Origin of the sequence: Staphylococcus sp. EG-SA-10, assembly GCF_017151945.1 — a bacterium.
Classification (GTDB): Bacteria; Bacillota; Bacilli; order Staphylococcales; family Staphylococcaceae; genus Staphylococcus; species Staphylococcus aureus.
Window position 1 is genome coordinate 1 of sequence record NZ_JACVZJ010000016.1, and the last position, 19,714, is coordinate 19,714.

Consider the following 19,714-nt stretch of genomic DNA (forward strand, 5'->3'; position numbering starts at 1 on the left):
AAAGTAATTAAAGCTTTTAAACTTAAACCTGACTGTCATTGTACATCGAAATATCTGAATAACCTCATTGAGCAAGATCACCGTCATATTAAAGTAAGAAAGACAAGGTATCAAAGTATCAATACAGAAAAGAATACTTTAAAAGGTATTGAATGTATTTACGCTCTATATAAAAAGAACCGCAGATCTCTTCAGATCTACGGATTTTCGCCATGCCACGAAATTAGCATCATGCTAGCAAGTTAAGCAAACATTGACATGATAAATTAGTGGTTAGCTATATTTTTTTACTTTGCAACAGAACCCTTTTTTTAATATGTCATTTTAGACTATTACAGAGTTTTAAAATGATGAACAAACTTTACTAAAACTCCCTTCTATTAAGAACGTTGGACTACTCAATGTGAGTTATTGTAATGCACTATTTTTAATTTTCACTTTCTCACCATTTTTAATTTCATCGTATTGCTTTTTCGGGACAACAACTAAACGTTTGCCTTTATTAGTTTGAACGGTAATGGTATATAATTTCTCATGCGCTTTCATTTGTTGTTTCAACATGTTTTTTTGGTATTCAACATGATTGGTTTTATTTTTATACATACCGGATGTAATAAAATAAAAATATAACCAATTATTATAATATGAAGTAGCCATAAATTGTGACGCATATGAGGCCCCTGGTCTATATCGATGTCTTGTAGAAACCATTGATCGTGCTTGTTGAGATTGAATTTTACCAGTGTCTTGTTTAAATTTTGATGCCTTATTATTATATGTAATACTGTTTGTTCGACTAGCTTGTTGAGCTGCACGCTGACTTGATTGTTTTGCAACTCGTGAAGCATTCATCGTACTTGAACGACTCATTGACGAACTTGAAGACGTTGAACTTCTAACCGCAGAAGATGACGAACTACTACTCGAACTTGAGCTACTAGTGCTTGAGGTTACAGCTTCTAAGTTTGTAGACAATATACAAAGCGAGGTCACATTAAAGATTATCATTATACTTATCATTTTTAATACTTTATGCTTCACCAACTCACCTCTTACTCTTTAGACACTTCATCTTTAGCAGTAACTTGTCCTTCAATATCGTCATCGCCATAAATCATATATGGTGGACGATAGACATGAATCTTTTTGCCATCTTTAATTATATAAGGCTTTTTATTTCCATCATTTAAAATATGTTCATAAACGTGTTCTAAATCCGTCTTTTGTAAATGTGATTTACCATTTTTATCTTTATATTTTATTTCCACATTGGGTGTATCTTCTGAACCATTATTTAGCACTTCATAATACTCATATGTATATTTCTCTGACTTTTGACTATCTTTAGAAGGTTCTTTCTGTTCTCCCGATGTTCCACAAGCTACTAACATAAAAGACAAACCCAATAGACTAGCTAATAATATTATCTTTTTCATAAACACTCTCCTCTACTCATTTGCATTATAACATTCTTAGTCAATTCATTTCCAAGTGAGTGATATATAACTTACTTTATCTTTAAACCTTTTATACAAATTTTAATATATCAATTGTGAGTTATTTCATTTTAAATTATTTTTGTTAAACTGTATTTAAAATCATCTAGCACTTTTAATCATATGTTTAGATTTTAAATAAAAAACATGGTGAGTAAGGAGAGAGATGTATGTCAATATGGTTTGTTTTGTTGCCTTCACTATCTTTTTTAGCAGTTATGATAATAGGGTATATTTGTACTAAAATCTTTATTCGTTAATGGTTAAATCAATTATTATTTTGATTCATTTATACTACACCTATACTTCATTTATTGTGTTTGCTTGTTTATCATGCATTGTAAGTAAATGGCTATTAATATTTCTTTCTCTACTCTAGTACTGTGAATGTGTATATTGTGTTTTTCCCCACGTTTTTTAGTCAGTTTACTTTTTGAAATATCTAAAAAACTACGCTTTGCGGTTAATAATACTTCATTCTCAAATGTAATTTTGGTTTCATTACTAAAAAACGGATTGCTTACATCAAATAACTCAGATTTGTAATTAAACGTATAAGGAATTTGTTGCTTTCCCCCACTTTTGAAGAACTGTTTCATCTCAAGTATGCCTACTTCTTCATCATTCAAATACATCGTATATTGATGTTTATTCGCTACCACATGTTTACGAATTACTTTTACATTGTTCTCACTAGAATTCATATATACACTATATTTTGTTTGAACACCAAAGAGACTCAATAATTTATGAAATATATTAACAAAAACAGGTTTATACGTTATTGTCTCGTTACCGTATATAACATTGCTTTGATTCTCAATGATGTATAAAGGGATTTGTACAAAGAACTCACCGTCTTTAAACTTTTTATCGGAATTTATATTAGTTAGAGAATACGTTTTTTGTAGATATTTTCTAAAGAATAAAATACCTAGTATAATGATCGTAATAATTCCCCATAATAGCCAAGTACTCCATAGTGGAACTTTAAATAATTGTGTTTTCCCTATAATCACTAAGAACGTGTTTATTAAATTAAATACTAGGAGTACTAGCCATATTAATGCCTCACGAAACATGGTCATTAACAATTTCTCCTTTATCTAATGAATTATTTCATAATATGTACTACGCAACCTATTTTTTAGTTTTATTTATGGTACGCTTCTCCTCGCATAATCTTAAATGCTCTGTACACTTGCTCAATTAATACAACCCGCATCATCTGATGTGGAAATGTCATTTTGCTGAATGATAGTGCGTAGTTACTGCGTTGTAAGACGTCCTTGTGTAGGCCGTTTGATCCGCCAATGACGAATACAAAGTCGCTTTGCCCTTGGGTCATGCGTTGGTTCAATTCTTGGGCCAATCCTTCGGAAGATAGCATCTTTCCTTGTATTTCTAATGTAATGACTGTTGATTGTGGTTTTATTTTGGCTAGTATTCGTTGCCCTTCTTTTTCTTTTACTTGCTCAATTTCTTTGTCGCTCATATTTTCTGGTGCTTTTTCGTCTGGAACTTCTATGATGTCTATCTTGGTGTATGGGCCTAAACGTTTTTCATATTCTGCTATGGCTTGCTTCCAATATTTCTCTTTTAGTTTCCCTACAGCTAAAATGGTGATTTTCATGTCGTTTGGTCCTCCAAATTGTTATCAACTTTCCAGTTATCCACAAGTTATTAACTTGTTCACACTGTTCCCTCTTATTATACCAATATTTTTTGCAGTTTTTGATATTTTCCTGACATTTATGTCCAATTTTTAGTGTATAACTTGTGTATTTGTGGATAACTCTGTGGGCATTGTGGGTATTTCTCTTTAAATTGTACACACTTCTGGATAACTATCCCCATTTCTGTGGATAAATACCTTGATGTCTTATTACTTATCCTCATTTTTATATCCCATATTTATCAACGGTTATCGCTTTTTTTCATAAAAAAAACACTACCGTACCTCTTGTTTAAGAAATACAGTAGTATTGTTTTCAATATATTTTAGCTAGCTTTTCTACGTCGTACAGTAGCGATTAAACCTATACCTGCTACTAATACAAACATCGCTGCTGGGCTTGAACTTTGATCATTTCCAGTTTTTGGTAACTGTTTCTCATGTGTGCTACCTTTAGGCGCTGACATGCTAGCCAATTGTTTCCCACTCTTACTTGATACAGCAGTTCCTTCCAATGCGCGATCAGAACCTTCTCTACCACTACTAACAGTTCCTCTATGCGTTGGCAACAACACAACTTTACTTGGCGCCGGTTGTTTCTCTGGATTCATCACTTTGTCTTTACCAATTGGTTGTGCATCTTTACCAGACTTACTACCTTTGCTACTTTGTTGTCCTTTAGCTGGTTGTTCACTTACTGCTGGTTTACCTAATAACATACGTTGTGGTTCTGTCGGATCATACTTAGCTAAGTTAGCTGTTTTTAAATAACTTGCTAGTACTTGATCTAATGAAATACCTTCTTCTCTAGGGCCACCGAACATACTATATCCGTCGCCACCTGATGCTGTGAAGTCATTCATCGTTACGTGATATACACGTTTTAAATCAATATTTTCAAACTTACCTGTCTCTTTATTTAAAATTTGAATAGCATTAATTCGTTTGCCAGACGGTTTATTCATATCATAGTAAACACGGATTGAATCAGAGATATGTAGTAAACCGCCATTCGCTGTTAATACTGTCTTACCATCTTTTTGTGTTGTTGGTGCGCCTAAACTATGTTCAAAAGCCGTCCAGACGTCTGAACCTTTTACATCAATTTGCGCAATCGTATTTCCAAATGGTAATACTGAAATTAAATCATAGCGTGTCACCTTACCTTTTGCGATAGAGGCGCGAATACCTCCACCATTTGTCACGGCAAAGTCAGTCTTTTTAGAGAAATTCTTAACGCCATATGCTTCCATAGCATCTGCAATCGCGTTTCCTAAATTTGTTTCACGCGTTCTAACGTCATCTCTTTCTCCTTTGAAATCAATCGTATTATTTGGAATAATAACCTCTGCTGTTTGTGCTCTAAATGTTTGATCAGCTTGATTAATTTGTTCAGCTAATGCTTTGTTCGGTATCACATTTTCAACGTCTTTAACATTAATCAATGACGGCTTAATATTCGATACCTCTCCATTGCGGTAATTAAATGTAATCTTACCGATATTCGCAAGTGCTGTACCTGTTTGTGCTAATGCATCATTGTTATAAATTTGACCATTTTGAAGTACGGTATGTGAATGACCATCAATGACTGTAATACGTTTCTTCAATTGTGGATTTTGACTTAATTGTTTCACTAAGTAATCGCCACGCCATGTTTCTTGTGTTGAAGGATCAATACCTAAATGAGATATAACAACAAATGTATCTACGTCTTTATAAATACGCATCATTTCTGCTGTCACACTTTGTAATGGATCTCTAAATTCAACACCTTTTATGCCTTCAGGTCTTGTTTTCGTCTTTGTTTCTGGTGTCGTTACGCCAATAATTCCATAACGAATACCATTTTTCGTTACAATCGTTGATGGTTTAAATGCGCGTTTCCCGTCTTTATAAACGTTAGTACTTAGCATCGGGAAGTCTAACATACCCTCTAACTTTTTCAACTGATCGTATCCAAAGTCAAATTCGTGGTTACCGACTGCCATAGCATCATAACCTACTGCATTCATTGCTTTAGCCATTTCTTCACCTTTAGACTGGTTTGAAAGTGGTAAACCTTGGAATGCGTCTCCTGCGTCTAACATTAAATCAGGCTTTTCTTGTTCTTTTACTGTTTTTAATTTAGCCATACCGATGACACGCCCTTTTTCTTCGGCTAGTCGGCCATGGATATCATTTGTATGTAATATTTTATGTGTTGTTGTTTGTGGTGCATTGGCAGCAAACATTCGTGGTGAAAGTGATGCTGTTTCAGCATTTGATAATTTGAATGTTGCTGTGCGAGTTGGTTTTTGTGTTGAGGCTTGTTGTGTATCTACATCGCGCGTTTCGTTTACTGTTGCTGAAACTGCTGTAGATGGTTTGTTAGATGGTGCGTTGGAAGTTACTTTGTTGTTTATATCATCAACTGTTCCCTGCGCTGATGCTGATACGTTGGTTGCCGCTTCTTCACCATAATGATGAGCCGCTTCCTTTGTTGGCGGTACTTGTTGCTTATCTGTTGTTGCTTTGTCTATCGTTGTTACTGCATGTGCTTTCATTGGTGTATGCTGCTCTGCCGCGTTCGAGACTTGCCATAATCCCATTGCACTAAAAAGCAAAACGAGCCATACACTTGTTTTAAGTAATAAAGCTTTCATTTCGTTCCCTCCATTAACTGTCATACACCAATATATTATCATAATCCTTATATTAAAATGATTGATTTTATGTAAATTATTTATAAATTACATTTAATATCGAATTATTTTTTACATTTCAACTAGAACCTTAATCTCAACAACAGCCATTTCCCACCAACAACATAAAAAAGCACCCGATAAAGTCGTTTCACAGCAGTGCGGAACTTTATCGGATGACTCTCATTTATATTGTATATATTGGCGTTGGAATAGCTTTATCCGTATCACATAGCAATACTTCTTTTTCCGTATCAATATCGTGTTCGTTCAATACTTGACCAACACTCATACGCGCCAAATCTTTCATGTTATTATCTTGTGATAAATGCGATAAGTAAATACGTTTCGTGTTACCTGTAATCACGTCTGTCATCGCATGACCCGCATCCTCATTAGATACATGACCCATATCGCCTAAAATACGTTGTTTCGTCTTCCATGGATAACGACACATTCTCAACATATCGACGTCATGATTACTCTCAAAAATAAACGCATCGCTGCCACGTATCATACCTTTCATACGATCAGACACGTAACCCGTATCTGTCAAAATCGTAAACTTCTTATAGTTATTATGGAAAATATAAAATTGCGGATCTATTGCATCATGTGACACATTAAACGATTCAACATCGAAACCTGCAATAGATTTTGTTTCATAAGGATTAAAAATGAATTTCTGATCCATAGGGATGCGACTATCTTTCTTTTCAATTGCCTGCCAAGTCTTTTCATTCGCATAAATTGGCAATTGATATTTACGCGCCAAAACACCTAATCCTTTAATATGATCAATATGTTCATGGGTTACTAAAATACCATTTAAATCTTGAATATTACGGTCAATTTGACTAAACAATTCTTCCATTTTCTTGCCAGTCAAACCAACATCAACTAATAGACTACCTTTTTCATTTTCTACAAAAGTGGCGTTACCTGTACTACCACTTGCTAATACACTCATGCGTATCAAGCGGCTCATCCTTTCTATTTAAGCAGTCAATCTCTCTATATGACTGCAATATACATCAATGCAAATATACGATTTTCCCTACAGAAACTATCAGTATATTAGCTGTTTTGTATACCTTTCCTATTATGTAACTTTAGTTCATCGACCGGTCTCTTATAATTAAATTTTGATAATCACGTGCAATGAATGTCCTAATTATTATAACAATGATTAGGCAAATACTAAAGTTTTTAAAATAACAGTTACGTTAATTTTACAATGCGGTTCTACTTAATATATGAATAAATGCGCACGTTGGAGACACAAAAACGTCAGCCATAATAAACCGTACCAGCAAAAAGCTAGCACCGCTTCTCACATATGATGAGCTTGCAATGCTAGCTTATTACGATTCATATTAATGATTAATAATTTTAGGGTTATTATTTGTCGCTTCGACATAGTAAGTATTCGTTTTGTCCTTACCGTCATGCTTCACTTTAATTTCCCAGTTTGGTTGTAACAATTGAACATTCGTTTCATTCACGACTGAGTAGTAACCGAGTCTAGCATTAATGACTTCATCACCTTTTTTCAAGTAACGATTATAATATAATGCCTCGATTGCTTTTCTCACACCAATCACTTGATGCTTCTTATCTGCACCATCTGTGGGCTTAATGTCATCCATCATTGATTGTTTATAACTAGTCGCTTTGTTATCTTCTATATTAAAGTTCAACATCGCTTTACTATTGTTCAAAATCGGGAAATTATCATACGTTTGTTCGTATTTTACAGAACCAGAACTAATTTCACTTAATTGATATTCTGAACCTTTGAACACACGTTTGTTAACATAATCTTTCAAATCTTTTAAGTTATTGTCACTGACCTTTACCGATTGACTAATGTTCGCATTCAATAATTTTCCACCGTCTGATGTGGTCAAATCCGAATCGCCCTTAGCTTTAGAACTAAAGTCTTTTGAACGCCCCGTAATTTGCTCTAATTTTATACCTTTAACTGATTTATTCAATATACTAGCCGGTACTTTAATTTCTTCTTGCTGAAAATTAACTTCATTGTTACTCTCAACCTCATTAATGTGTGAGCGATTGACTTTATTAACATAAATCGATACTAACACGATGTTGACAAGAATAAACACGAAAATGAAAAGTGTCTTTGTCAGTTTCCAGTTCATTTATTCAAGCCTCCCATCGTTATAAACATACCATTCGCCATCATATTCTACATACCAACGCGGTACGAGTTCACTGTTAATCTGCACTTCAATGTGATTATGATCTGAATTATCCTGCATTTCGTAACCGATAGCGATGTTTGTTACTTTTTCAAAATTAATATCACTATTGTTCGCTAAGCTTGAACGTACAGACTCTAATTTCGGCAACGTTTTATTATCCTCACTATTTAACACAACGTCGGTGCGCAATAACGAACGACGATAATCAAAGACGCCTTTTTCACCCCAAGTGACTTGAATTTGATTAGAGCCTTCTTTATTAAACGTTGGATAACCATTAAGGAAACGTTGATATGTTAGCTCGCCTGACTGATTATTCGTACTAAACAATCTGAAATCTTCGTTTAAGAAACCACCATGACCATTAATAAAATCAAAGGTTCCTGGAATCGTTTCTTCCATTTTGCTGGAACTTGCTTCATCTTCGGACAGGTTTTTATAATGATATTTTTCATTTTTATCGTTATAGTTTGCGACACCTGTATTATTGTTGTAGGTTGTAACACCACTCTTTGAACTACGAACGATGGTTGAATCGTCAAATAGTATAGCATTCATTTTCTCAACACTAATCGTGTTAAATACCATGCGATATGTTTTTAACTTTTCAGGTTTACTTGGTGCAAAAACATGCGTCGTACGATCAATTGTATCTTTGTTTGTGATGATATCTGTGTATGGTTGCATATCTTTTTTCACTGCTGCTAATGCATCTAAAAAATGATCATTTTTCGTTGTAGTTGTTAATTTTACGTAATCGTGGCGATCTTTGCTTATAGCATAAAGCACGATATTATCATCAGCATCATGATCTATGACCAAACGATTGAAATTGAAATGATTTGGTACTTTCGCATTCATGTTCAGTACTTGGCCAAGATATGTTGATAACGGTAAATCATACGTAAAATCGAATAATGTAAAATCACTGCTCAAATCAGGAATCATCAAGTTATGATCACGACGAACATGTTCCACGGACTTCACTTCTTTATTTTTCAAAGGTTTCGTCAGTTTATTCACATTAGATACCGTCGCGATCGTACCTTCTGGATGATCATTTTTCGAATGAATAATCTGAAATGGCGTAATAGTTGTATCCATTTTGGCTGTCATAGGTGTCGTTAAAGGTTTCGTTTCACTCTTCTTACTATCTGTATTGTCGACATTTGCAATATCAGGAGAAAAGTTCCATACCATATATGTCAATACGACACTCATCAAGACGAGTAGTGCTAAAATGACAGATTTAATATGTTCCTTATTATTCATCCCAATCACCGTCTTCAATGACTTCACATGGAAGTGTGATAAAGATAGATGTACCTTGACCTTCTACACTGTTTGCCCAAATACGACCATTGTGAGCTTCCACAATCTCTTTCGAAATGGCTAGTCCTAATCCAGTACCACCCATTTTACGCGTACGTGCCTTATCTACACGATAGAATCGGTCGAATATCTTATCGACTTTATTGATAGGAATACCGATGCCATTATCTTTAATACGAATCGTCATTCGATTATAAAGTGGATTTTGTTTCACGTGGAACTCGACACGTTTATCGCCTCTAGAATATTTCATCGCATTTGTAATGACATTATCAAATACTTGCGTCATTTTATCAGGATCAAATTCTGTGAAAATCGTCTTTTTCGGAATATCTCGAATAAATGTTGTATCTTTCGCAGACATTTCATGTCGATTAATAATTTTATTAATGAACATGTTAAAGTCGATAATTTCTTTATTGATTTGATCAGACTCATTATCCATTTTAGATAACTGTAGCAAGTCATTAACCAGTCGAATCATTCGTTCTGTTTCTTCACGGGTAACAGATAAAAATTGTGGCGCAAGTTCCTCATCTTTCCATGCACCTTCTTCAAGTGCTTCAATGTAACTATTCATAGAAGTTAAAGGTGTACGTAACTCATGTGATACATTGGCAACAAATTCACGACGCTCACGTTCAACTTGTTGTTGTTCAGTAACGTCATGTAACACAGCGATATAACCAGTTACAAATCCTGTTTCCTGCACAATCGTACTAAAGTTAACACGTGCGATTAGACCTTCTTCTTCATTTAAATCTAATAAGAAACTATCATTATTCTCTTGAATTTCTTCAAGTTTAAATTCATCTTCAAGACTTAATACACTTAACATGTAATAACCGATGATGTCTTCTTTCGCCATACCAAGCATCTTAAGTGCCATATCATTGACGATACGAATACGTCCACGACGGTCTGTTGCGATAATACCATCACTCATATGGGTGATAACTGAGTCCAGTCTACGTTTCTCACTTTCAGTATTAGCCTGCGCTTCTTGTACACGTTTAGACAAGTTATTAAATGCTAAAGCTAATTCGCCAATTTCATCATTACCATAAATCTTCACACGTTGCGTATAGTTACCTCTGGACATTTCGACCGTCTGGTTACGCATATCGGTGATTGGTTTGGTAATCGTTCGCGCTATAAAGAATCCTAGGATGACTGTGATTAATAATGAAATAGCTGTACCAACAATGAATATTTGATTTATATTATTTAATTGGTTATAAACGTCATTAATTTTTGATTCGATATAAATATTACCAATTACCTTTTTATCGACTTTAACTGGGATATTATATACCCAGACACGGTCCTTACCACCGCCATAATCTTTTAAAATTAAATGATCGTTTGATTGTCCTAGTGATAGTGCTTTTTGGACAGAACTATCATTCGCTTTTTGATTGATTAGACTACGGTTGGACTGCTTCGTCGTCGCAATAATAATTTGGTCTTTATCTATAAAACGAATTTCTCCAATTTCTTGACGGTTGGCATACTCACTTAATAAATTTTGAATATCTTTTTGTGCATTTACGGAGCCCTTTTCGTCATATACTTTTTCAATACTAATTTCTAATTGTTTAGCGTACTGCGTAATATTCTTCTTAAAATTATCAAGCAGCTCTTTTTCAAGGTTATTTGTAAAATACAGCCCGATAATTTGCATACCAATGATAATCAGTAATACATAAACAATTACAAGTTTAGTATGAAGGGATTGTAGTTGTTTTAGCCACTTCATTCGTTTCGACCTCTACTCATGTTGTTGGAGGAAATATCCAACGCCTCTACGCGTCACAATATATTCAGGATGTGACGGATCATCTTCAATCTTTTCACGTAAACGACGAATCGTTACATCGACCGTACGTACATCGCCAAAGTAATCATAGCCCCATACTGTTTGTAATAAATGTTCACGTGTCATTACTTGTCCCATATGTTTTGATAAATAATGGAACAATTCAAATTCACGATGTGTTAATTCAATATCTTCGCCACGTTTTTTAATAGAATATGCGTCTGGATAAATCACAATATCTTTAATTGTGATTTCATTCGTTACATTTCCAGTGTCTTGTGCTGGTTGTGAGTAATGACGGCGTAAGTTCGCTTTCACACGTGCGATTAATTCACGCGTACTAAACGGTTTCGTTACATAGTCATCTGCACCTAGTTCTAAACCAAGCACTTTATCAATTTCTGAATCTTTAGCAGTAAGCATTATAATTGGCATTTCGTATTTTTTGCGCACTTCACGACATACTTCCATACCATCACGACCAGGTAACATGATATCTAATAATACGATGTCTGGTTCTTCTTCATAAATTAAGTCGACTGCATCATTACCATCGTATGCACAGTACACATCGTATCCTTCTTTTTTTAAGTTAAATTCTAAAATATCAGCAATCGGTTTTTCATCATCAACTACAACAACTTTTCTAGCCATTTGCATAAACCTCTTTTCTTAAATCATTAATATTATTTTATCATTTTTTGTTCTTTATCGTTTATGTTTGTGTAAAAAATCACAGGATGTCGCTTACTATTTTTGTTATTGTGCGCATTTTCCGTCTTATAACGTACAGTAACCTATTATATAATTTACCATTTATAAGCTATTAATTCTATTTTCCAATATAAACTTATATATTAATATTTTTTATTAGTTTCTCACGGCGGATTGTGATAATGATATTTAACACAATGATGAGGTCCCTATTCCAATAATAAAATTAGGGTAATGGCAACTTCTAGTTGCACGTCATTGCTCAGAAAATAAATATCATTATTCGTTACTTTAACAATTGATGTTATGGAGGATTGGTGGCATATCACAACGAAGAAATATGTTGACAGTAGCATATGTTTGTATGTCTAATAAAGTTTTTTGTCTACGTTTATCTTTCATATCCAACCACTAAGTTACTTGAGGTTCATACATTATAAAGAAAATGGACGAACAGATAAATCAATATGATTATCATTCGTCCATATGTCTTTTATTAATATAATATTAAACGCAAAAAAATGCCTATCCTCTTGGATAGGCATTTGTACGGTCTCGACGGGAATCGAACCCGCGATCTCCTGCGTGACAGGCAGGCGTGTTAACCGCTACACTACGAGACCTAAAAAATGGTGACTCCTACGGGACTCGAACCCGTGTTACCGCCGTGAAAGGGCGGTGTCTTAACCGCTTGACCAAGGAGCCGTTCTTAAGCACAAGATAGATTATAGCACAGCCAATCTTGCCATGACAAGATATTTTTTACATAATTTTGCTATTATTTTTTGAAGAATGTTATAAGTGAAAAATTGCATTTTATTGGCAGTCTATTTATTATAATAATTACGCTATTTTTGAAATTTTTCCATTTTAGATACTTTCATTTACACTTACGTCTACTCTATTTTAATAGCTATTTTCGACATCAGACTTCTTACATTCAAGTATTTCATCTTAATTTTCGTTAAATATCATCTAATCTTCTAAATTATGACTAACAAATATCACCTTTACATTAGTATTTTTTATCTAATTAATCGAATCGATACAGAAGCAAACATAGCAAAAGCCTCCTACCAATAAAGATAGAAGGCTCATGTATTTATAATCATTGTGCATGACTTATATAAAGTTCTACCACAATTCTTTTAATAGGTTTGTTTGTTCTCTATCTGGACCAACTGAGAAGATAGAAATTTGTACATTACATAATTCTGAAATACGCTCTAAATATTTACGTGCATTTTCAGGTAATTCTTCTAAAGTACGCACATTTGTTACGTCTTCTGTCCAACCTGGTAACTCTTCAAAGATTGGTTTACAACGTTTTAATTGATCTAAGTTTGCTGGGTACTCAGTAATTTCTTTACCGTCTAATTCATAAGCTGTACAGATTTTCACTGTGTCTAGGCCTGTTAAAACATCGATTGAGTTAATAGATAAATCTGTAATACCACTTACACGACGAGAGTGACGTAATACAACTGAATCAAACCAACCTACACGACGTGGACGTCCTGTTGTTGTACCGTATTCACGACCAACCTCTCTAATATGATGTCCATCTTCATCGAATAATTCAGTAGGGAATGGACCATCACCAACACGTGATGTATAAGCTTTACATACACCAATTACCTTTGAAACGAATGTAGGACCTACACCTGTACCAACAGTAACGTTACCTGCAATTGGATTACTTGATGTAACGAATGGATATGTACCATGGTCGATATCTAACATTACACCTTGCGCACCTTCGAAAAGTACCTTTTCATCTGCTACAAATGCATCGTCTAAGATTTTTGATGTGTCTGTTACAAATTCTTTTAGACGTTGACCTGCTGCATAATATTCTTCAAAGATATCATCAAATGATGGACATGTTTCGTTAAACATACCTTTGAAATATGCTTGTTTATATTCAATGTTTGATTTTAATAATCTTTCGAATGTTTCTTTTTCAAGTAAATCTGCCATACGAATACCGATACGTTGAACTTTGTCTACATATGCTGGACCGATACCTTTTTTAGTTGTACCAATCTTATTATCACCGCGTAAACGTTCTTCATATTCATCTTGTGCTAAGTGATATGGTAAAATCACTTGCGCACGATTAGATATACGTAAATTACTTGTAGGAATGCCACGTTCATTTAATCCGTCTAATTCTTTCAATAGTGCAACTGGATCAACAACGACTCCGTTACCGATTACCGCTAATTTGTCTTTGTAAAAGATACCAGATGGTACTAAATGTAATTTATATGTTTCTCCGCCAAATTGAATGGTATGGCCTGCATTATTACCACCTGAAAAACGCGCGATAACATCTGACTGTTCTGCCAAGAAATCCGTTATTTTTCCTTTTCCTTCGTCTCCCCATTGTGTCCCAACTACTACGATTGATGACATGTGAGCACCTCCAAGTTTTTCTCATTTAACCATTTGATATTCTACCAATATCGAGACCATAATGCAAATAAAAATCGAACATTGATTTTCGGCCTTTTTAAAAGAAAAATCATTTTTACAAATAGTCTTCAACGTCCTAAAAACCCTTTAACACAGGTGTTTCCAGCACTAATTCATCACTTCCAATACACAAACTTAACATATATCAACCCGTTCAGAACGAAATAAAAACCGTACAATTTTATCATCATGATGATTATTGTACGGAAAAACTTTTTTACATCATATCAGCATGTGCATAATCGATATCTGTAAATTTATTATATTGTTTCATAAAGTGTAACTTAACTGTGCCTGTTGGACCATTACGTTGCTTAGCAATGATGATTTCAATTTCACCGTTTTCATCATTCGTTTGTGGCTCAAAACCACCATCATCGTCATCATCTTCATCGCCGCCACGGTTATAGTAATCATCACGGTATAAGAATGCAACGATATCGGCATCTTGCTCAATCGAACCAGATTCACGAATATCACTCATCATTGGACGTTTATCTTGTCGTTGTTCAACACCACGAGATAACTGACTCAACGCGATAACTGGACATTCTAATTCACGGGCTAATGCTTTTAATGTACGAGAGATTTCAGAAACTTCCTGTTGTCTGTTATCAGACGCACGTGAACCACTACCTTGAATCAACTGTAAGTAGTCAATTACAATCATATCTAAGCCATGTTCTTGCTTTAATCGACGACATTTAGAACGTAGATCATTAATTCGAATGCCCGGTGTATCATCAATAAAAATCTTCGTACGTGATAATTTACCTACCGCTATAGTAAAACGACTCCAATCTTCCTCAGTCATAGTACCCGTTCTTAAGCGGTTTGAGTCAACATTACCAGAACTACAAATCATACGTGTGGCTAACTGATCAGCACCCATCTCTAGTGAGAAAATACCAACTGTATACATATCTTCATGCGTTGCAACTTTTTGTGCAATATTAAGTGCGAACGCAGTCTTACCTACAGATGGACGCGCTGCAAGGATAATTAAATCATTTCGGTTGAACCCTGCTGTCATTTGGTCTAAATCTCGATATCCTGTAGGAATACCTGGTGTTTGACCACTATTTTGATCAAGCTCTTCAGCTGTTTCATATACTTGTCCTAAGACGTCTCGAATGTCTTTAAAGCCATCGCTTTCACGAGAAGATGATAGCTCTAAAATTCGACGTTCTGCATCACTTAAAATCGCATCTAGTTCAAGTTCATCATTATATCCATCATTGGCAATACTATCTGCAGTTTGAATCAATCTACGTTTTAATGCATGCTTAGAAACGATATCAGTATAATACTGAACATTTCGCGTCGTTGGTACATTTGTAGATAACTCTGCAAGATATTGCGGGCCACCCGCTTCATTCAACGTACCTTCCGTCGATAATTGATCCATCAATGTTACAACATCAATTTCTTTATTATCTTCATTTAAGTGCATCATTGCACGGAAAATATGTTGATGGGCACCCCTATAAAACGACTCAGGAAGCAACACTTCCTGAGTAGTATTAATCAATTCTGGATCTATAATAATTGAACCTAAGACAGACTGTTCAGCTTCATTGTTATGCGGCATTTGATTTTGCTCATACATTCTATCCATGAATGGTTACACCTCTTATTTCAATCCAACTTTATTGTTCAACTGTGTGTACGCGAATTGTACCTTCAACTTCTTTATCTAATTTAACAGGTACATTCGTATATCCTAGGGAATGAATTCCATTTGGTAAATCCATTTTACGTTTATCAATTTTAATATCATGTTGTGCTTTTAGTGCTTCGGCAATTTGTTTTGTACTTACTGATCCAAACAATTTACCACCTTCACCAGTTTTTGCTGATACTTCAACTTCAATGTTTGATAAAGTTTCTTTTAATGCTTTAGCATCTTCAATTTCTTGTTGGCGTTCTTGTTTTGCACGTTTTTTCTGTAACTCTAATTGTTTAAGGTTACCTGGTGTTGCTTCTACAGCATAATTCTTTTTCAATAAGAAGTTATTTGCATAACCTACTGGTACTTCTTTAACTTCACCTTTTTTACCTTTACCTTTAACATCTTGTGTAAAAATTACTTTCATGCATCTTCACTCCTACTTAATTGTTCTGTAATTGCTTGTTGTAATTGTGCTATCGCCTCTTCGACTGTCACACCTTTAAGTTGTGTTGCAGCATTGGTTAAATGTCCACCGCCACCAAGTGCTTCCATTGTTAACTGGACATTTACTGAACCGAGTGAACGCGCAGATATACCAATCAGATTATCTTCACGTCTCGCAACAACATATGATGCTTCAATACCTTCTAAACTTAACAGTTCATCTGCTGCTTGTGCAACTGTTACTGGATGATAAATTTTATCTTCTGAACCATGCGCAATGGCTATGCCATTATCTTCGACTTTTACAGTTCGAATTAATTCAGATCGATTAATGTAAGTATCCACATCATCTTTTAAGAAATGTTGCGTTAAAATCGTATCTGCACCATGTGCACGTAAATAACTCGCTGCATCGAATGTTCTTGATCCTGTTCGTAATGTAAAGTTTCTTGTATCTACAATAATACCTGCATACATCACTGTTGATTCAAGACGTGTTAAACGTTGTTCTGTTGGTTGATATTCCAGTAACTCTGTTACCAATTCAGCTGTCGAACTTGCATATGGTTCCATATATATCAACAATGGATTAGAGATGAAGCTTTCACCACGTCTATGATGATCGATAACAACTTTACGGTTTGCTTTATTTAAGACATTTTCATCTAAAACCAGTTCCGGTTTATGCGTATCAACAATCACTACGGTTGTCTTAGATGTCATCATATCCCAAGCATCATCTGATGTAATAAATCGCTCTCTTAACTCTGGCTTTTTATCAATTTCATTCATCACGCGTCGTAATGTTGGATCAATGTCTGTCTCATTTAATACGATGTATGCTTCTAAATTATTCATCATTGCAAATCTAGACACACCGATTGCTGCACCAATTGCATCTAAGTCAGGACGTTTATGTCCCATGATAATGACTTTGTCACCCTCTGCAAGAATATCTTTTAACGCATGTGAGATCACACGTGCTCTTACACGAGTACGTTTCTCCATCGGGTCAGTCTTACCGCCATAGAAACGCACATTACCATTAATACTTTTAATTGCAACTTGGTCGCCACCGCGTCCTAATGCTAAGTCTAGGCCTGATTGTGATAATTCACCTAAGTCGATTAAATTTTCAGTACCTTCACCAACACCAATACTCAATGTTAATTGGGCACGATAACCAACACTTTTTTCACGTAATTGACTCAAGATATCAAATTTAGATTCTTCTAAGTCAGCTAATATTTTTTGATTTAAATAGGCTACGAATTGATCGGAACTATACCTTTTAAAGAATATATTATACTCAGTCGCCCATCGACTAATGACACGCGTTACCATTGAATTGATTTCCGAACGCTGCGTATCATTCATATTTTGAGTAATCTCATCGTAGTTATCTAAAAATAATGTCGCAATGATTGGTTTAGAATTTTCATATAGTTCATTTGTTTGTACTTGTTCAGTTATATCAAAGAAATAGAGGCAGTGATCATTCTCAGAATAACGTACTTGGAAATGATACTGATTATATTCTATTTCAACGGATTTCACTCTATCTAATTGCTTTAAAATGTTTGGAAATACTTCATTTACAGATTCAGAAATGACGTTTGCTTCCATATGATCTGTCATAAATTGGTTAACCCATTCGATGTGATCATTTTCATCTAAAACAATGATACCAATTGGTAAATGTTTGATTGCTTTATTATTTGTTGTCGAAATTTGAGCACTCAAACCATCTACATAACTATCCATTTTCATTAAAGCTTGTCTGAATAAAACGATGCTAACAATAATCATCACGACAAGAACGATAGATGCAATTAATGCTATAAGACTATTAAAGATAAACCATACACCCATTAAAACAATTGCTGTGATGATCATGATGACAAATGGTATTAGTAAAGCTTTCTTAGTGGACTGCCGATTCATTATTCCACCTCTATTCACTTTTTAGAATTATTTTTCATGATTCGCTTCAAATTCAAACTTAAATCGATAACACCAAGTAGTCCTACAATATGTGTCGTAGGTGTCAGTATTGTACCGATAATCAATAGTAAAATCGTTACTGCATTCGGCAAACCTTTCGCTTTACCAAAGAAATGAATAACACTTAAACCTTGAATATACATCACTAATGATAACACAAGTTGGAAGTTTAAAAGAATGCTCTGGAACACACTCGGTTGACCTGTAAATAATAAACATATGATAACAATAATGTATATCCATAATAAAATACCGCTCATTTGCCACGCGAAAAGTGGCTTAAATACAGGTGTAGCGATTTTAAATTTTCGTAAAATCGGAAATGTAACGATTAAGTTAATTAAGACGATTAAAAATGTAATGATAATGATGAAACCTGGTAATTGAACGGTCGCTTGTCTAAACCCTTCTTCTAATATTTGGGTCATATTCGCATCGGCACCGCTCATCGTAATCGCTTCATGTAATGTTTGCTTGAAAGGTTTTACTATGCTCGCTGATGGTGGAATTCTTCCGAATGTTTGTAGTAACATAAAAGCGATTAATGAAATTAAGCTCATCGCTACTGTTGTTACGTACAATATTCTTTCTTTAGACGTTTTTTCTTTAAGCAATTGACCAATAATTAAACTTGCAATTAAGACTAATATGATAGCACTTAAAACGAAAGTATTACCTAAAACAGTTGTTATAATTACTGTAATAAGTGCACTAATCCCGAAAGATTGTATTGATTTATTCCATAAAACGATACCTGGTATGGTTGCAAATAATGCAAATATTAGTCCTAAACCAGGCACTAGATATAAAGCTAAAGCGACAAATACCAACGTAATCGTTGCAATCATTGTTGCTTTAGGTTGTATTTTTGAAAACACATAAGCCACTCCCATATTTTTAACTATAGCTATTATTTTAACCTCTTTAATGGAAATTAACAATTTATAGATTGTATGCTTCTATTTCATTTAATTGAATAATAACTTTCATGTTTTATAAGTAATTAACATACTCATTTAAATCGCTTTTGTGTGCTTTCATTTTCAACATGATTATTTAATCCCACTACATAGCAATCAAACTTTATTTAGATTTACAATTCATTTCCACTCTCATGTACTCTAGATGTTTTTGAATATGATAACTATGATTTAGTGGCTTCATTCTT

The 19,714-nt window shown here is 34.4% G+C and carries 16 protein-coding genes and 2 tRNA genes; 1 reads left to right on the forward strand and 17 read right to left on the reverse strand.

The genetic code is table 11. From position 1 onward, the window contains the following. The coding region (locus IDG45_RS10295; protein ID WP_200734775.1) for a DDE-type integrase/transposase/recombinase at positions 1 to 246 on the forward strand (246 nt) is incomplete at its 5' end. A 162-nt stretch (positions 247 to 408) separates the two neighbouring features. Here IDG45_RS10295 and IDG45_RS10300 read toward each other — a convergent pair. The 17 genes from IDG45_RS10300 to IDG45_RS10380 all read right to left on the reverse strand — a co-directional run bounded on the left by IDG45_RS10300 (position 409) and on the right by IDG45_RS10380 (position 19,439). Further along, the gene (locus IDG45_RS10300; RefSeq protein WP_031864345.1) at positions 409 to 1,041 is read right to left on the reverse strand and encodes a hypothetical protein; all 633 of its coding nucleotides are present in this window, start codon (positions 1,039 to 1,041) and stop codon (positions 409 to 411) included. Between the two features lie 11 nt (positions 1,042 to 1,052). Then, entirely contained in the window at positions 1,053 to 1,436 is a 384-nt protein-coding gene (locus IDG45_RS10305; RefSeq protein WP_031864346.1) for a hypothetical protein, read from the reverse strand. Between the two features lie 371 nt (positions 1,437 to 1,807). Further along, a complete protein-coding gene (locus IDG45_RS10310) occupies positions 1,808 to 2,584 on the reverse strand; it encodes a hypothetical protein (RefSeq protein ID WP_031864347.1) in 777 nt (258 codons plus the stop codon). A gap of 65 nt (positions 2,585 to 2,649) precedes the next feature. Continuing rightward, positions 2,650 to 3,129, reverse strand: a complete 480-nt coding sequence (gene rlmH / locus IDG45_RS10315; protein WP_000704775.1) for a 23S rRNA (pseudouridine(1915)-N(3))-methyltransferase RlmH — start codon at positions 3,127 to 3,129, stop codon at positions 2,650 to 2,652. Between the two features lie 368 nt (positions 3,130 to 3,497). Beyond that, positions 3,498 to 5,816: an LPXTG-anchored adenosine synthase AdsA gene (gene adsA, locus IDG45_RS10320; RefSeq protein ID WP_206171617.1), complete on the reverse strand. Its 2,319-nt coding sequence runs from the start codon at positions 5,814 to 5,816 to the stop codon at positions 3,498 to 3,500. Between the two features lie 226 nt (positions 5,817 to 6,042). Beyond that, positions 6,043 to 6,843 (reverse strand): MBL fold metallo-hydrolase, encoded by an 801-nt coding sequence (locus IDG45_RS10325; protein WP_000088649.1) that lies wholly within the window; start codon positions 6,841 to 6,843, stop codon positions 6,043 to 6,045. A gap of 388 nt (positions 6,844 to 7,231) precedes the next feature. After that, entirely contained in the window at positions 7,232 to 8,020 is a 789-nt protein-coding gene (locus tag IDG45_RS10330) for a two-component system regulatory protein YycI (RefSeq protein ID WP_001104167.1), read from the reverse strand. Continuing rightward, positions 8,021 to 9,355 carry a two-component system activity regulator YycH gene (locus IDG45_RS10335; protein ID WP_001060140.1) on the reverse strand — a complete coding sequence of 445 codons (1,335 nt, stop codon included), beginning with the start codon at positions 9,353 to 9,355 and terminating at the stop codon, positions 8,021 to 8,023. After that, positions 9,348 to 11,174, reverse strand: a complete 1,827-nt coding sequence (walK, locus tag IDG45_RS10340) for a cell wall metabolism sensor histidine kinase WalK (protein WP_000871607.1) — start codon at positions 11,172 to 11,174, stop codon at positions 9,348 to 9,350. Before walK ends, IDG45_RS10335 begins: the two co-directional genes overlap by 8 nt. A 12-nt stretch (positions 11,175 to 11,186) precedes the next feature. Next, entirely contained in the window at positions 11,187 to 11,888 is a 702-nt protein-coding gene (gene vicR / locus IDG45_RS10345; RefSeq protein ID WP_000101976.1) for a cell wall metabolism response regulator VicR, read from the reverse strand. Between the two features lie 610 nt (positions 11,889 to 12,498). After that, positions 12,499 to 12,571, reverse strand: a tRNA-Asp gene (locus IDG45_RS10350). Between the two features lie 7 nt (positions 12,572 to 12,578). Then, a tRNA-Glu gene (locus tag IDG45_RS10355) sits at positions 12,579 to 12,653 on the reverse strand. A 429-nt stretch (positions 12,654 to 13,082) separates the two neighbouring features. After that, positions 13,083 to 14,366 (reverse strand): adenylosuccinate synthase, encoded by a 1,284-nt coding sequence (locus IDG45_RS10360; RefSeq protein WP_000095327.1) that lies wholly within the window; start codon positions 14,364 to 14,366, stop codon positions 13,083 to 13,085. Between the two features lie 277 nt (positions 14,367 to 14,643). After that, positions 14,644 to 16,044 (reverse strand): replicative DNA helicase, encoded by a 1,401-nt coding sequence (dnaB, locus tag IDG45_RS10365; protein WP_000375647.1) that lies wholly within the window; start codon positions 16,042 to 16,044, stop codon positions 14,644 to 14,646. 31 nt (positions 16,045 to 16,075) lie between these two features. After that, positions 16,076 to 16,522: a 50S ribosomal protein L9 gene (gene rplI, locus IDG45_RS10370; RefSeq protein ID WP_000864305.1), complete on the reverse strand. Its 447-nt coding sequence runs from the start codon at positions 16,520 to 16,522 to the stop codon at positions 16,076 to 16,078. Continuing rightward, positions 16,519 to 18,486: a cyclic-di-AMP phosphodiesterase GdpP gene (gene gdpP / locus IDG45_RS10375; protein WP_001081644.1), complete on the reverse strand. Its 1,968-nt coding sequence runs from the start codon at positions 18,484 to 18,486 to the stop codon at positions 16,519 to 16,521. The genes rplI and gdpP overlap by 4 nt, the downstream gene beginning before the upstream one ends. Before the next feature lie 14 nt (positions 18,487 to 18,500). Continuing rightward, on the reverse strand, positions 18,501 to 19,439 hold the full coding sequence (locus tag IDG45_RS10380) for a YybS family protein (RefSeq protein WP_014532529.1): 939 nt from the start codon (positions 19,437 to 19,439) through the stop codon (positions 18,501 to 18,503). Positions 19,440 to 19,714: the final 275 nt, after the last annotated feature.

Coding starts and splice junctions, on each gene's coding strand:
- IDG45_RS10330 (WP_001104167.1), bottom strand. CDS start 8,020: ATGAACTGGAAACTGACAAAGACACTTTTCATTTTCGTGTTTATTCTT.
- IDG45_RS10310 (WP_031864347.1), bottom strand. CDS start 2,584: ATGACCATGTTTCGTGAGGCATTAATATGGCTAGTACTCCTAGTATTT.
- IDG45_RS10380 (WP_014532529.1), bottom strand. CDS start 19,439: ATGGGAGTGGCTTATGTGTTTTCAAAAATACAACCTAAAGCAACAATG.
- gdpP (WP_001081644.1), bottom strand. CDS start 18,486: ATGAATCGGCAGTCCACTAAGAAAGCTTTACTAATACCATTTGTCATC.
- adsA (WP_206171617.1), bottom strand. CDS start 5,816: ATGAAAGCTTTATTACTTAAAACAAGTGTATGGCTCGTTTTGCTTTTT.
- rlmH (WP_000704775.1), bottom strand. CDS start 3,129: ATGAAAATCACCATTTTAGCTGTAGGGAAACTAAAAGAGAAATATTGG.
- IDG45_RS10325 (WP_000088649.1), bottom strand. CDS start 6,843: ATGAGCCGCTTGATACGCATGAGTGTATTAGCAAGTGGTAGTACAGGT.
- vicR (WP_000101976.1), bottom strand. CDS start 11,888: ATGGCTAGAAAAGTTGTTGTAGTTGATGATGAAAAACCGATTGCTGAT.
- IDG45_RS10305 (WP_031864346.1), bottom strand. CDS start 1,436: ATGAAAAAGATAATATTATTAGCTAGTCTATTGGGTTTGTCTTTTATG.
- dnaB (WP_000375647.1), bottom strand. CDS start 16,044: ATGGATAGAATGTATGAGCAAAATCAAATGCCGCATAACAATGAAGCT.
- walK (WP_000871607.1), bottom strand. CDS start 11,174: ATGAAGTGGCTAAAACAACTACAATCCCTTCATACTAAACTTGTAATT.
- IDG45_RS10335 (WP_001060140.1), bottom strand. CDS start 9,355: ATGAATAATAAGGAACATATTAAATCTGTCATTTTAGCACTACTCGTC.
- IDG45_RS10360 (WP_000095327.1), bottom strand. CDS start 14,366: ATGTCATCAATCGTAGTAGTTGGGACACAATGGGGAGACGAAGGAAAA.
- rplI (WP_000864305.1), bottom strand. CDS start 16,522: ATGAAAGTAATTTTTACACAAGATGTTAAAGGTAAAGGTAAAAAAGGT.